Raw genomic sequence first — 13197 nt, 5'->3', positions numbered from 1 at the left:
TTGATTTAAGTTGTTTTAAAATTCCGCCTTGATTGCCATGTGCGGTATGCAGTGGCATATTCCTGCCTTTCCCGTTCCAGATTGCTTTCCGTTTCCGGGGTATATCCGAGCAGGCGTATGTATCCGCCGTTGCAGCCTGTCAGTTCGCAGCGCATTCCGGCTGCCTCCAGTTTCCCGATGCGTTTCTGTGCCGTCTTCGCACTCGAATATTCCTTGGGCCAGAAATAATGTTCGCCCTGTGAGCCGTAAAAGTCCTCTCCAAGTATCATTTCCCCGATATGTCTTCGGTTCTCGATGAAGCCGAACCGGGCCTTGCCCAGTGCCTGACGTATAGCCTTGTGTGCCGCTCCTTCGGGATGTCTGAAAGCTTCAGGATTGTCTTTTCCCGTAATTTTCGGCAGTTCCATCCGGTACGGCTGTCTGTAGCTGCCGATTCCGAGCGTGAGATAGAAGTTGGTGTGGAAATAGTCGGTCATGGGGTCGCTTTCATCGAAATTGTATGACATCACAAAATCCCTGACGTTTGTCATCACGTCCTTGGCCCGGTCGGTCAGACTGTCTGATGTCTGGATGTTGTAGTGGTTGATGTCTCCCTGTATTTTTCCTGACTCTTTGGTGAAAGCCTCGAAGTCTGCTTTCATCAGCCGGATAAGGATTGAATTGTATCCGTCCCTGCGGACCGAGAAGGTATATCTCGGGTAGGTTTCCTTGAGCCATGCCCTGACCAGTTCCGTGATCTCCGGTGCGGACTGTCCGGTATAGTTGTGTCCTTTCCAGCGGTATTCATTGTACACATATTCGGTGTATTCCTTTGCGGTGGCACCCTGAAAGTCGTGTTCGTAGCCTGTTGGAGCTGTGGAAACGCAGGGCTTGTCTTTCCAGACCTCGAACAATTTTCCGAATTCGGTGTTCACCTGCTGCATGAGGGCAGTGTCACCACCCTTGTCCGGGTGGTGAAGCATTGCCAGACGGCGGTATTCCTTTTTCAGGTCCGCCAGAGAGTGTATGTTTTGAAAATAAGTCATGTCTGTATCCGTTAAAGTCCCGCGAGACGGTTGATGAAATATATCTGCCAGTCCAGGTCAAGCCCGAGGTTGCTGCACGCGATTTCGAAGTCTTCGCTTCTCAGGTCGTTGTCCTCCTGAAGTTCCTGCAGGTTTCTTATCTCGTCGTCCAGGTATTCCTGTGCCTCTTCCTTGCCGCAACTGCATGAGTTGCAGATCAGGTCAATGATATTCCGTGCCATATCTGTTGTCTTTAATTGTTTGTCAGGTATATGTTCCTCTTCTCGTCATAGTTTTTGCCGTTCCACCATTCGTCGGCGGCCTCGGAGAATGTTTGCCCGGAATTGGCTGAAGGGAAATCGGATGTCTTGAATCCGGTCAGGTATTCAAGGTTATCGGTATTGTTGGATTTCCACCATTCCTGCATCTTTTCCAGAAAGGATTGCTTGGAGCAGGTCTCCACATTGTCCTCGCACTGGGAACACCAGATGTCATCGTCCACGTCACTGTGGTATTCGTTCGTGTTTACATCCACCCATGCCTGAATCTCAATCTCTGTTGAACCGCAGTCACTGCACACTTTGATTTTGGAATCGTCCGGGTGTTTGCGCCTGGCCTTGCCGTCATACAGGCTGACGGCCCGTTCCACCAGTTTTTCCCTGTAGCGGTCCGTCAGTTCCGCATAGAACCGTTCGGAGGCTCCGAATACACCCTTGTCCGTCATCAGACTCCATTTTTCCCAAAAATGTGGGTACATTTCCTTGAAGACTGTCTTGCACTCTTCCTCGCACCAGGTATTCCACATGTAGTAGAAGTAGCTGGACACTGCATTTTCCGCTTGATATTTCATACTGTTGTTTCTATTTGAGGTTATACATTTTTGCAAAATGGCTGTTCACTTCAGGAATCCTTTTCTTGTAATAGGGTTGGTTGTCCCTGCACCAGTCCGCCAGTTCCTGTTTGTTTCTGAAAGGTTCCCTCCAGCTTTGCCCGCTCATGATCATTTCCACCTGCGGGGCCAGCTCCCTGATGAACGCTCCGACAGTCCATCCCTCCCGGACGTGTCTGTCCATATTGACTTTTGTTGCCATATTGTCTTTCGTTTTAAGAGTTCCCGTTTGTATTTTCAAGTTGAAGCCTGACTGCTTCGTACATTTGATTGAGCCAATCAATGTTGCTGGCTCCAAGTTCGAAAGGACTCTGACAGAAAACCTCTTCCATACTGTCCTTTATTGTTGCCAACACGGTAATGAACTTGTCAGTAACCTCAATTCCTGTAACATAACACTCGTATGGGTCTCCATTATCGTCAAACCAGATAATCCATACGGGGTCTTCTTCGTTGTCGGTAAACGTGATTTCTTTCAGTCCCTGCGCATCAAGCAGCTCCCTGATGGCTTCGATTATGTCCTTTCTCAGTTCTTCAATCCTGTCGCTGAAACACATGGACGTGTATCTGACCTTGCCTTTGCCACCCCGTTCCCTGAAAGAAAGGATCTGCATGTCGGGGTGACAGCCGAATCTCCAGTCTGTCACCTCGTCATCATCGCAGGTAGTGTGGATGTTTCCGCCCAATACCAGACCGCAGTCTTCCGTTACAATTCTTTCCGCCTCGTCGCGGTCTTCCGCCACGACCTTGTAGGTACCCTCGAAGGTGTACCTTACTCTTACATCGTACTTTGCCATAATTCCTATGATTTGGTTAATGATTTCTGTTGTTGATTCTTATTCTTGGTTCTCGAACGATTCCGGTGACAACCGGTACAGTTCAGCCAGGTTCAGTTTGGCCATCGGATATTCCACCCATCCGCTTTTGCGTCTGTATCCCGTATCTTCGGCAAGGCTGTTCCTTATGAGAAATTCCATCGCTTCCGGATTGTTGTTTATGTCAATGAATGCCTGGTCGGGAATCCCGAATGCCGGGGAGTCTTCCAGATTGACGGTAAGTACCGTGTATAGTTCCCCGTTGTCCGGTGATTCCAGACTCAGAACCAGCCATCCGTTCGGGTAGAAGCCGATGACAAGCCTGAATTCCTTTCCATGGTACCGGAATGTCCTTTCAGACCGGTTTTTCCCGGATTCCTGAATTTTGAAGTCGTCTTCTCCTTCAGTGAATGTCCTCACCGGGCAGGACACATCGTAATGGCAGCCGTCTTCGTGACCGCACAGGTATTCTTTTCCCTTGAATAGGATGATTGCATATTTCTTTTCCATACTTGATTTTTTTAGTGACCATACTTGATTTATGAGGCGACAAGACCTATCTTTTCTCCGAAGAAGGAATCGCATACCCCGTACACATGCTTGATGGAGCATTCATATTTTGACCTCTCGTTGTCAATACGGAAGCGGAATCCGTGATAGTCCCTGACTTCCAGTTTCAGTCTGACGTCTTTTCTGAGTTCCATTTCCAGGAGGCTTCCGCCGCCGTACATGGAGCTGAAGATGCCACAGCAGTTGCCTTTGGGAATAATGACTTCCTTGAGCGAGAATCCGGCATCATAAAGTTCCTGCAGGCTTACCTTGCCGATATATGTCAGCAGGTTGGCACCGCAGCAGGAGTTGATGAGTTCCTGATAGAACTGTTCATAGGATACCTGTTCCTTGCCGTCCCTGTATTTTTTGTCGGGGAACCGGCCATATACCGTGTAGCCTTTCTCCACCAGCATTTTTTTCACTTTGGAAGGATTGAGGTTCAGCGCGTCTATCATATCCCCGAAATAGGATTCCTTGTACCGGTATCCTTCCTGCGATTCCAGCCAGTTGGAATTGATGCAGTCGTAGTTGGACAGCATCTCGACACGCACTGGTATGTCATCCGTGTTTTTGAGAAGTTCTTTCAGTGTGTCAGAGTCGTTTCTGTCATAGATTTCTTCCCTGATTTCATCTTCGTGTTCTTCGAAGAATTCTTCCACTTCCTCTTCCCCGAAGTCATGGAAGCCGGTGCATTCATCCTTCAGCTTTGAGATGATTTCACGGACGCTTTCCCATTCGGCGTCACCGTACCATTCGTCCACTTTTTCCCACAGACTTTCACAGCTCCTTTCTTCCAGACACTTCTGAATGGTGTCACGGCAGTTGTCGAGATTGTCGTTGTAGTCCACCCATACCAGCGTGTAGGACTTGTCCATGAGCGATTTCACGAATTCCATAGTCAGTCTTTCCTGTTCTTCCATTTCTGTTACCTGTGTACGGCAGGATTCCGTTTCCCGTACATGTCGTTTATAAATGAGAAGAGCGACCTTTCGGCCGCTCCCTTATCATCTGTTCTCTTCCTTGAGCCTTTCATATTTCTCTGTTTCCATTTCCGTCTCGCCGTCGAAGTGGAAATGTGCAGTATGACCGTATCCGGTCTTCGGCTCACCGCCGCACTGGTGCAGGGCGGTATCTATTTCCCAGTCGGTGTCACCGATGCCGAGGGATATGTATGTCCCTCTGAGCATACACCCGGCCAGCCTCAGTGCGGCATCCTTCCTTTGTTCCCTGCGGAGCCTGTCAAATGCCGCGAGCGCGATTTCCCGGTTGGGTATTTTTACCGTAGTTTCCATATCGTTTCATTTTCAGTTTGCCGTTTCCATGTCTTTTCCGTTGTCTTTCGCTGCCAGGACACCGAAAGGCAGATCGAGTATCCTGTGATTAAAACACAGCGTTGAATTGTAGTCCGTGCGTTGCCAGAGGGTGAAATGGTTTCCGGTGAACGACCATCTGAAATAGCCTGACAGCGAGCCGAATTGCGGGTTGACGTTCCTGCTTATGAGGAAGCGGTTCACGTCCACGATGTGTCCCGCCGTCAGTAGTATGTTCAGTATCTCCACGAATGCCAGCTGCGAGTATGGGTCGATAGGCATTACAGGTCCTTTGAAGTTGATTTCCATATTTTTTGTCTTTTAGTCATAATTGTCATCAAATATTTCGTACCGGAAGGGAAGCATGTCGCAGTAGTAGCTTGATACGCCCGTGTATATCAGGGCATCTTCTCCCGTGTCCGCGTCTTCTTCCGTTTCCGTGACGGTGTCCCCGTACAGGTCATGGTAGTGCGATACCATCATGTGCGGGTCATCCGTGGTGATGTCATATCCGTAACTTCTGCTCCAGTTTATGAAAAACTCCGTTTCTTCCTCTTCGAGCCTTTCAAGGGCATCCCTGATCTCGAAGAAGTTGGGACAGAGCCATTCACGGCTGATCAGTGTGTCCGGAATGTTTTCCCATTTCGGATACCGGTATTCCGGTTCCTCCTCCCCGGGAAACAGGTCGGAACAGGCACTCAGGAACTCGCCCATGTCGCTGTATTCGGACAGGTGCATCCAGTAGTCCCTGTAATCCTTTATGTCCATGAGATGCTGTGTGGTCACGGCAATCTCTGCATTGTTCAGATCCATATTACTTGTCTTTTATGTATGTGGATGCCGGGGATTCCATTCCACCGACCTTGACAAGGTGCCGTGTCCCGGCTGTGCAGGGTTTTGCGGGAAAATACCGCAGCTCCGCGAGGATGATTTTCCCGAAAACCGCCTGCGGCCTGACCTTGCTCAGCCGATGGGGACGCGGACTACCTTTGTCGGTGGGAATGGAACTCCCGGTCTTCTCCATACGGTTCATGTTCATTCTCTTATGCGCTGGCTTCCCCAGCTGATATGTATTTTGCCTTCACTGTCCTGCGTGCGGACGAGCAGGCTGTCGATGACGGACATCGTGATGTCGAATTCCTCGAAGATTTCTGACTGTTCCTTGACCTCCCCGGTCTTGATGAATTCGTTCAGACGCTCCTTGGTCAGTACCAGTGCCATCAGGTTCTGTTCGACCGAATCTTCGTAGGTGACGTAGTGGACATCCTTCATTTCTCTGGAATCGAGACGGATGAAGCGGAAATAGAACTGTTCCATGCGGGGGATGTTCCATTGCAGGGACTCCAGTATCACGTCGTTGCAGGTAGGTATGTTCACGGAACTGCTCAGGCTCTGTTGCGTGCATATCAGGATGCCGTTGATGGTGGAGTCGAATTCCGTCACGATACTTTGCCGTTTTTTGAAGGCGACATCTCCCTTGACCACATATACAGGTCTGTCAGGAAAATGTTCCCGGATATAGCTCTCATACAGGTCAAATGCCGCCAGCGTGGTACATCCGATGGCTACCTTGCCCGGTATTTCCCTTACAAGCCTTTCGATATACCGGGTCTTGGAGGGATACCTGTCGCCGTAATACCCCTTTATCAGGTGCGGTACCGAGCAGGCCTTGATAAGCAGTTTGATCTGCCTCATGAGTCTCAGCCCTGCATCCTTTTTCGTGTCTCCCGTGCTGTTGTAGTACAGTTCGCAGATGCGGCAGAATTCCTCGATGATGACACGGTATACCTCGTGTTCTCCTTCCGAGGGGCGGACGGTATGTGTCCGTATCCGGTATTTCTCACCCGCGAAGTCACGGAATTTGCGGGTGATGACCGTCTTGCCGATAAGTTCGGAGAGTTCGTCCTTGTTGTACACGTCCTGGTTCTGTTTCTCGATGCCGAATACAGTGGCTTTCCCCGGACAGTGGCAGGCACGGAAAAGGACATGCCCCCTGAAGGCGGGGAACGGTGTTCCGTAATCCGGGTTGTTCTCTTCCTCTATCTCGTGGTCCCTGTTTTCGTGGTAGACCTGCGGGCTCCAGCATATCATGTTCACCGAATTGTTGTAGAGCAGTTCGAACTGGCTGTACAGTTCCGCGATGTTGTTGCGGGTGGTTGTTCCGGTATCGAGAATCTTGTACCTGAGCCTTCTGAATATGCACAGGATGTTTCTTGTACGCTGCGATGTGGGATTGGTGATTTCGTCCGACTCGTCGAAGACAAGGCACAGTTTGCCGGAAGTGCGTTTTACGAAACGCATCAGTCCTCTTTTCAGTTTCCGGAGCATGGAGGTGGAGACGACAAGGAATGTCCCTTCCGGTACGTTGTCGAGGTCGCCGGCGGTCTGTATTGTACGGAAGCGTTCCTTGTTTATGGTAAGGAACGGTATCCAGGTCATGTTGGTGGCGATGGCCGGGGCAAGTATGATGACGTTCTTTGCCTTTCTGAACTTGAGCAGGTATTTCGCCCTGTGATAGACGGCGGCGGTCTTGCCTGAACCCTGCTGCCAGTTCAGCAGGGCGTAGCGTTTCTGCAACACGAGGTTCAGGTCGTGTTTCTGCAAGTCCGTGAATTCGCAGACTTCACCTTCCTTGTTGATGAACCTGGTGCGGTCCAGGTATTCCTTCAGACCGTCATCTTCCCGCATTTCCGCAAACTGGAGATTCTGGGTCTCATATTGCCTCTGTTTGCGCCGTATCAGTTTTCTGGCGGCACGGATCTGCCGCATGTTCTTTTCCGTGACGGTTTCCGGCATCGGGAGTTCGGCCCTTCCGAGTATGATGTCGTTGATGCCTGCGGCCTTGTGCGTGACCTTGTCGAGCAGACGCGGGGCATACTGTTTCAGCTTGAAGCCGTAGGATGTCTTCACCAATGCCACTTCCTTGCGCGGCACCACGTTCTGCGAGGTGATGTACCTGCGGATGATGCCGAGAACCTTGCCGGTGGTCAGCTTCTTGCGTTCCCATTCCTTTATCTGTTCCCTGGTGGCACCTTCCGGTGGTTTCTGGTTGCGGAATTTGGACACCAGTGCTTCCGCCTTTTCGATGTGCCTGTTCAGCACGGCATGGGTTTTCAGTTCGTACATGTACTTGGCGAGCCTGTACTCGAACTGTTCCAGTTCTTCCTTGTCTATATGGTTGGACTCCCGCATCAGTTGGAAGCGCAGCCGGTGTTTCATTTTCCGTACTTCGGCTATGCGTTTCTTCAGCTCATCCATGCTGACAAACTCTTCCGCGTTGTAGGGCTGCATTTCAATATGGAGGGAACGGCGGAGGAATACCATGATTTTTGTTGCGAAATTCTGTACGCCCACCGTAGAGAAGGCTGAATGTTCCAGCCTGGTCTGGCCGATGAAGGAGAAATTCGAGTTGATTTTCGCCACGCGTGTCTTTTCCCAGAACTCGTTCTGCATGAAGGAGAGAGGGACGATGACCATCAGGATTCCGGCAGGGTTGAGCACGTCATAGGCCTTGTCCATGTAGAATTCCTGCGACAGCCTGTAATCAAATTTCAGGTTGAAGGGCGGATTTCCGACAATGATGTCGAAACGCTGTTCGGGATTGTACAGCTGTATGTCGCATTTCTCGATATGGGCTTCCGGGTAGAGGTATCTGGCAACGGCCACCGCCTTGCCGTCGATGTCGAATCCGTAGGCATTGTGCAGGTTGGGCAGATGGTTGAAGAAGTTGCCCATGCCGCAGCACATGTCAAGCACCATTTCCGTAGATGTCGGGGATAGGGCTTCCATCATGTTTCGGCATATGTCGTGCGGGGTGAAGAACTGTCCCATCTCAAATTCCTTCTTGGCCTCGGCATAGTCATGGTAGCTGGCGAAGTCCGACTGTCTGAGGCTGTGCAGTCCTCCGGTTCCCGTGTAGCAGTTGTAGATGCTTTCCTTCGGGACGAGGTCCTTGCCGGAGTCTATGGCGAAAAGAATCTTCTCGTTGACCTCGGCACGCCTGTCCTGGGGAATCTGTTGGGGTATGATGGCATACATGTCTTTTCTTTTTTAATGGTTGGAAACGAAGACACCCCGCAAGGATGTCTTACGGGGTGCCTGAATAAGTATTTCATGAATCAGTCTTCTCTGAGTGTGATTTCATCCAGCCGCAGCTTCCTGTAGCAGTTCTCTGCGGCTCGGCTGTCTTTGAAGCGCACGTCGATGCGTCCGTTCTTGTAGAACTTGATCTGCTCTGCATTGGTCAGGGTGAGGCTGTACCATTCGGTTATATCCACATCGCGTCTGTCAAGGCCGATGACCATACCGCTTGAACCGTTTATCACGTCATCCGCCCCGTATGCGATACCTTCGCAGAAAATGTCCACTTTCCTCCCGCAGTCATACGAGAACTCATATTCCTTGTGGTATTCCAGATGGATGCTGTCCCAGGACACGATGTCAGGGAAAGTTATCTTGTCCTTTTTCAGTTCGGGCTTCACCTTGCTCCAGCGGGAAGGCTGTACCGTTTTCAGAAAACGGGCCAGCAGTTCTTCCTCTGCGGTCTCACGGAAACTTTTTCCGCCGAGGTGTTCGATGACCGTGTCCACGTAAGTCTGGTAGACCGGACGGAACCCCATGCGCATGGCCTTCTCGTCGATTACAGGAACAGGGACATCTACATTGTAGGTCCTGTTGAAATAGGAAATGATGCGACTCGCAAAATTCGCGTTGGCATTGCAGTTGTTGTCCGCAAGCTCGTTGATGAGGTCAAACGGTTTGAATTCGTTGTGGGTATAGTCATCCTCCCCGCTGTAGTTGAAATGGAAATTCCGTATAGTGACCTTACCGTTATCCTCATACTTGAAGTTCTTTGTTTCCCGGTACCGTTCCGCTTCTTCCTTGAAGATGGCATACCATCGGTCGATACGGTCAAGCGTTTTGTAGAGCTGGTCCTGCTGGAGCTGGCAATACTGCCTGTCCTGTTCTGTAATCTTGTCCTCGTTTCTCACTTGTACGTTCAGGATTCCTGTGAGCAGGTCAGTGTGGCTGCCTGCTGCTGTTGTTGCTGTTGTCTGCATAACTGTATTATTTTAGAGATTGTCAATTTCGGGTTTGATTCGGTAGCAGTAGGTGATGTGGCTGTCCATGTCCTTGACCAGCTTGACCTGTTCGAGATAAAAGTTGAGACGCCGTTCCACGGCCTGGACATCTATTTTGTCCCACTCGTGCTGCGGCAGGAACTGGTTCTCATGACGGAAACACCAGAGAACGATATGGTTTTCCTAGTTGCCCTTGAACACGGTCCCTTCATAGTCCTTCAGGAACTGCTGGAAGTCATCTTCGGTCCTGAAAGCTATGTCGTAGCCCTGGTACAGGTTGCGTGCGTCCGGACCCGTGTTTTTTGTCAGATAATACTGTCTCCATGTTTCCGTGGTGAAATCGCCGTAGAGAGGGTCAGGTTCGGAATAGGACCATAACGGCACTCTTGCCGTGAATGCGACGGCACCGTTGGCGCACGCACCGCAGTTGCCCCAGTCTTGGAATACCCCTTCCGTCCATCTGACGAACTTTAACTGGCGGGGGTCAATATGATGGAAGGATCCTCCGCTGACGCTTAAACCTATACCGTCATACTCTTCCCAGATAAAAGGGACATAGGGGATTTCACAGATGGAAATCAGTCCGTCCGTATTTTTGCGTTTCTCGATGAGGGCGTTGCCGTAATATTTCCCGTATCTGTCCACATAGATGAGTCTGTCTCCGACCTGCGGAATCTTTTCAGAGCGTGTCCTTTCTATCAGTTCCACATAACCGTTGGCCATATCCACGTCCTGCTGTGTCAGCCAGTGCTTGTGATCGTACAGAATGTTCAGTGGCTTGAGTGTTTCCACCGTGTACTTGTTCTTTGTTGCCTGTAACATAACATTTGATTTTTTGTTAGTCCGGCTTCTGGGGCCGGAGTTCCCATAACTACAGGCTTAAAAAGGTCGTGTTCCGTACATGCAAGGCTTCGGGAAAAAATACCGCAAGCCCTCCGGGGCGAGGATGATTTTTTCCACGAACCCGAAGGGCTTGGCCTTGCTTGTACGGGAAGAACACGAATTACCTTTGCCTGTGGTTATGGGGACTCGGCTACGGTATGCTCGTTTTCCCGATATGTTTTTATTCCGTAAGATTGCAGCCGTTTATATGGCCTTTTCAGAAAGAAATGTTATCTTTGCAAGTGAGATAAAGAGTTATTTGAAAGCATGAGAAATATGGCGGTTCGGAACAGTCCGGCTTTTTCTTATCCATTGCCCGTTCTCGTGCGAGTTTTATCCAATCTGTTGATAGTCAAATAAAACCTACCTGATTACAACAAATATACTAATTTGAAAGCAAATCACAACTCCGTACGACCTGTATCAGCGAATAGGCTAGCTGTTCTTTATGGTTCAAAGATACTAATTTGAAAGCAAATCACAACGTATCTTTGTAGTGTTGAAAGCAACCAATAGCTGTTCTTTATGGTTCAAAGATACTAATTTGAAAGCAAATCACAACACCTCGGCTTGGGCTACCTGAATGCCGATTGTTGTCTCCAATGGTCCAAAGATACTAATTAAAAAGCAAACCACAGCAACAAAAGGAAAGAGACGATTACACCTCTTTCGTATAACTGTTCAAATAAAACTTTTTAAAAGCTTTTGCATCTTCGATTAATCCATATCCGCCATACCAGTGACAATAACGATTAAATAAAAGAGCTTTTAGTGTGATCGGTGTATCATCCATCATGTTAAACTCAGAAAGCCCAGCAGAAATATATTCATCAAGCATATCACCAAGAATATCATCTTTATTAATGCTTAACGCAATCCATTTCTCTTCATAAAACCAAAATAGATTTTTATCCCCATTTTTGTAAGGGTTCTCTTCCTCACCTTTATAATACCTACAGAAAGGTAAATAATTATTTTTTTCCATGCTCAATATCTAATGTTTGATAAAGTTTAAATATAACTAATTTCATTCATCTGGAAGAATATTCAGACAGCTGTTCTTTATAATCCAAAAATACTAATTCGAAACAATTTTACTACCCCAATTTCAACTAAAAAAACAAAAGAGATTAGTTTTCAATTCCTCAAGCCAGAACTCCCCCATTTTACCCCTTCACTAAAATCCCCCATCCTTTCTCCCCCACCAACCACTTCCCCTACTTTTTCGATTCGCTCCTAAAAAAACAAGCGATTATTTTTGCAGTTCCAAATAAAACAGTACCTTTGCACCCCGTAAAACGAAAAGAGATTGCCGATATAGCTCAGTTGGTAGAGCAACGCATTCGTAACGCGTAGGTCGCCGGTTCAAGTCCGGCTATCGGCTCGAAATGTAGAGAAAGAGATGTGACCGCATCTCTTTTTTTTGTTTCAAGACGAAAAGAGAGAAACGCCACACTTCTTTCCAAAGATTTACGAACAAAAAATCGACGTATTCAGACTTAAATGAAAAAGAAACAGAAAATGCTTTTGGGAGGACTGGCGGCCCTGGTCCTCATTGGACTGGCATGTGCCGGAACTGCTTACTACCTGTTACTGGCTCCCCAGTTTCATCCGTCGAAAACCAGCTATATCTACATCGACCGCGACGACAATATCGACTCTGTCTGCCACAAGCTGAAGACACAAGGCAAAGCTGCCAGCCTGTCCGGCTTCAAACTACTGGCACGCTATAGGGAATACGGCCAGCATATCCGCACCGGACGCTATGCCATTCGCCCTGCCGACAATGCATACCACGTATTCAGCCGACTGTACCGTGGTTATCAGGAGCCTATGAACCTCACCATCGGTAGCGTCAGAACACTGGATCGCCTGGCACGCAACGTAGGCAAACAACTCATGATAGACTCTGCCGAAATAGCCAGTCTGCTGAACGACACGATGCTTATCCGGCAGTGGGGTTATCAGAAAGAGACCCTGCCCTGTCTTTTCATCCCCGACACCTATCAGGTATATTGGGACATCAGTGCGGAACAGTTCGTAGAGCGGATGCAAAAAGAGCACAGCCGCTTCTGGAATGAGGAAAGAAAACAAAAGGCGCAAGCCGCAGGCATGACGCCCGAAGAGGTATGCACACTGGCTTCCATCGTAGAAGAAGAGACCAACAACAACGCCGAAAAACCTACCGTAGCAGGACTTTACATCAACCGCCTGCACAAAGACATGCCTTTACAGGCCGATCCTACAGTCAAATTTGCCCTGCAAGACTTCCAACTGAAACGAATCAGCAACAAGCACCTGACCGTGGATTCGCCGTACAACACGTATCGCAACATCGGACTGCCTCCCGGACCGATACGCATCCCTACTCCTGTCGGAATCGATGCCGTGCTGAATTATGAAAAGCACGACTACATCTATATGTGTGCCAAAGAAGACTTCTCGGGGACACACAACTTCGCATCCAACTACACAGAACACATGAAAAATGCACGCAAATACTGGAAAGCCCTGAACGAAAGAAAGATTTTTAAGTGATTTTGTGTTCTTATGTAAAAGCAAAAGCTTATATTTGCGGTTAACTAACCGAAAAAACAACCACACAAGTTTCGCAAGTTCTGCAAAGCTTGTAGAAGTTAAGAAGCTAAAGGATGGCATCGCCTG

At 48.9% G+C, this 13197-nt stretch carries 14 protein-coding genes, 1 tRNA gene and 1 pseudogene; 2 read left to right on the top strand and 14 right to left on the bottom strand.

Annotated elements, in window-relative coordinates:
• Positions 1-5: 5 nt before the first annotated feature.
• From BQ5591_RS10195 to BQ5591_RS10120, 14 genes and pseudogenes are all read right to left on the bottom strand, one after another.
• Positions 6-1025, bottom strand: coding sequence for an LPD29 domain-containing protein (locus BQ5591_RS10195; RefSeq protein ID WP_071149211.1), 1020 nt, complete (start codon positions 1023-1025; stop codon positions 6-8).
• A gap of 11 nt (positions 1026-1036) precedes the next feature.
• Entirely contained in the window at positions 1037-1246 is a 210-nt protein-coding gene (locus BQ5591_RS10190; protein WP_071149210.1) for a hypothetical protein, read from the bottom strand.
• A gap of 11 nt (positions 1247-1257) precedes the next feature.
• Positions 1258-1854, bottom strand: coding sequence for a hypothetical protein (locus tag BQ5591_RS10185; RefSeq protein ID WP_071149209.1), 597 nt, complete (start codon positions 1852-1854; stop codon positions 1258-1260).
• Positions 1855-1864: 10 nt separating this feature from the next.
• Positions 1865-2095: a hypothetical protein gene (locus tag BQ5591_RS10180; RefSeq protein ID WP_071149208.1), complete on the bottom strand. Its 231-nt coding sequence runs from the start codon at positions 2093-2095 to the stop codon at positions 1865-1867.
• Positions 2096-2108: 13 nt separating this feature from the next.
• Positions 2109-2690, bottom strand: a complete 582-nt coding sequence (locus BQ5591_RS10175; RefSeq protein ID WP_057254238.1) for a hypothetical protein — start codon at positions 2688-2690, stop codon at positions 2109-2111.
• 39 nt (positions 2691-2729) lie between these two features.
• Positions 2730-3218 carry a DUF4313 domain-containing protein gene (locus BQ5591_RS10170; RefSeq protein ID WP_071149207.1) on the bottom strand — a complete coding sequence of 163 codons (489 nt, stop codon included), beginning with the start codon at positions 3216-3218 and terminating at the stop codon, positions 2730-2732.
• A 29-nt stretch (positions 3219-3247) separates the two neighbouring features.
• A complete protein-coding gene (locus BQ5591_RS10165) occupies positions 3248-4180 on the bottom strand; it encodes a hypothetical protein (RefSeq protein WP_071149206.1) in 933 nt (310 codons plus the stop codon).
• A gap of 84 nt (positions 4181-4264) precedes the next feature.
• The gene (locus BQ5591_RS10160) at positions 4265-4552 is read right to left on the bottom strand and encodes a hypothetical protein (RefSeq protein ID WP_071149205.1); all 288 of its coding nucleotides are present in this window, start codon (positions 4550-4552) and stop codon (positions 4265-4267) included.
• A gap of 12 nt (positions 4553-4564) precedes the next feature.
• Entirely contained in the window at positions 4565-4879 is a 315-nt protein-coding gene (locus BQ5591_RS10155; RefSeq protein WP_071149204.1) for a hypothetical protein, read from the bottom strand.
• Positions 4880-4891: 12 nt separating this feature from the next.
• Positions 4892-5383 carry a hypothetical protein gene (locus BQ5591_RS10150; protein WP_071149203.1) on the bottom strand — a complete coding sequence of 164 codons (492 nt, stop codon included), beginning with the start codon at positions 5381-5383 and terminating at the stop codon, positions 4892-4894.
• A 222-nt stretch (positions 5384-5605) separates the two neighbouring features.
• Positions 5606-8608, bottom strand: coding sequence for an N-6 DNA methylase (locus tag BQ5591_RS10140; protein ID WP_071149201.1), 3003 nt, complete (start codon positions 8606-8608; stop codon positions 5606-5608).
• Between the two features lie 80 nt (positions 8609-8688).
• Complete coding sequence (locus BQ5591_RS10135; RefSeq protein WP_071149200.1) at positions 8689-9630, bottom strand: hypothetical protein; 942 nt, start codon at positions 9628-9630, stop codon at positions 8689-8691.
• Positions 9631-9642: 12 nt separating this feature from the next.
• Positions 9643-10473, bottom strand: a pseudogene (locus BQ5591_RS10130) (DUF4121 family protein).
• A 718-nt stretch (positions 10474-11191) separates the two neighbouring features.
• A complete protein-coding gene (locus BQ5591_RS10120) occupies positions 11192-11518 on the bottom strand; it encodes a hypothetical protein (RefSeq protein WP_083380923.1) in 327 nt (108 codons plus the stop codon).
• 326 nt (positions 11519-11844) lie between these two features.
• Here BQ5591_RS10120 and BQ5591_RS10115 point away from each other — a divergent pair.
• Both BQ5591_RS10115 and mltG read left to right on the top strand, forming a co-directional pair.
• Positions 11845-11917 (top strand) — tRNA-Thr (locus BQ5591_RS10115).
• 119 nt (positions 11918-12036) lie between these two features.
• Positions 12037-13071, top strand: a complete 1035-nt coding sequence (gene mltG, locus BQ5591_RS10110) for an endolytic transglycosylase MltG (protein WP_071149198.1) — start codon at positions 12037-12039, stop codon at positions 13069-13071.
• Positions 13072-13197 lie beyond the last annotated feature (126 nt).

Origin of the sequence: Bacteroides ndongoniae (assembly GCF_900108345.1) — a bacterium.
In the GTDB taxonomy this organism is placed as follows: domain Bacteria; phylum Bacteroidota; class Bacteroidia; order Bacteroidales; family Bacteroidaceae; genus Bacteroides; species Bacteroides ndongoniae.
The sequence above is the reverse complement of the archived record's forward strand: the minus strand, read 5'-3'. Positions and strand labels throughout refer to the sequence as shown.

Bases quoted from the DNA above. Each gene is read 5' to 3' on its own strand.
- mltG (WP_071149198.1), top strand. From the start codon at position 12,037: ATGAAAAAGAAACAGAAAATGCTTTTGGGAGGACTGGCGGCCCTGGTC.
- BQ5591_RS10175 (WP_057254238.1), bottom strand. From the start codon at position 2,690: ATGGCAAAGTACGATGTAAGAGTAAGGTACACCTTCGAGGGTACCTAC.
- BQ5591_RS10155 (WP_071149204.1), bottom strand. From the start codon at position 4,879: ATGGAAATCAACTTCAAAGGACCTGTAATGCCTATCGACCCATACTCG.
- BQ5591_RS10170 (WP_071149207.1), bottom strand. From the start codon at position 3,218: ATGGAAAAGAAATATGCAATCATCCTATTCAAGGGAAAAGAATACCTG.
- BQ5591_RS10195 (WP_071149211.1), bottom strand. From the start codon at position 1,025: ATGACTTATTTTCAAAACATACACTCTCTGGCGGACCTGAAAAAGGAA.
- BQ5591_RS10185 (WP_071149209.1), bottom strand. From the start codon at position 1,854: ATGAAATATCAAGCGGAAAATGCAGTGTCCAGCTACTTCTACTACATG.
- BQ5591_RS10165 (WP_071149206.1), bottom strand. From the start codon at position 4,180: ATGGAAGAACAGGAAAGACTGACTATGGAATTCGTGAAATCGCTCATG.
- BQ5591_RS10140 (WP_071149201.1), bottom strand. From the start codon at position 8,608: ATGTATGCCATCATACCCCAACAGATTCCCCAGGACAGGCGTGCCGAG.
- BQ5591_RS10135 (WP_071149200.1), bottom strand. From the start codon at position 9,630: ATGCAGACAACAGCAACAACAGCAGCAGGCAGCCACACTGACCTGCTC.
- BQ5591_RS10190 (WP_071149210.1), bottom strand. From the start codon at position 1,246: ATGGCACGGAATATCATTGACCTGATCTGCAACTCATGCAGTTGCGGC.
- BQ5591_RS10180 (WP_071149208.1), bottom strand. From the start codon at position 2,095: ATGGCAACAAAAGTCAATATGGACAGACACGTCCGGGAGGGATGGACT.
- BQ5591_RS10120 (WP_083380923.1), bottom strand. From the start codon at position 11,518: ATGGAAAAAAATAATTATTTACCTTTCTGTAGGTATTATAAAGGTGAG.
- BQ5591_RS10160 (WP_071149205.1), bottom strand. From the start codon at position 4,552: ATGGAAACTACGGTAAAAATACCCAACCGGGAAATCGCGCTCGCGGCA.
- BQ5591_RS10150 (WP_071149203.1), bottom strand. From the start codon at position 5,383: ATGGATCTGAACAATGCAGAGATTGCCGTGACCACACAGCATCTCATG.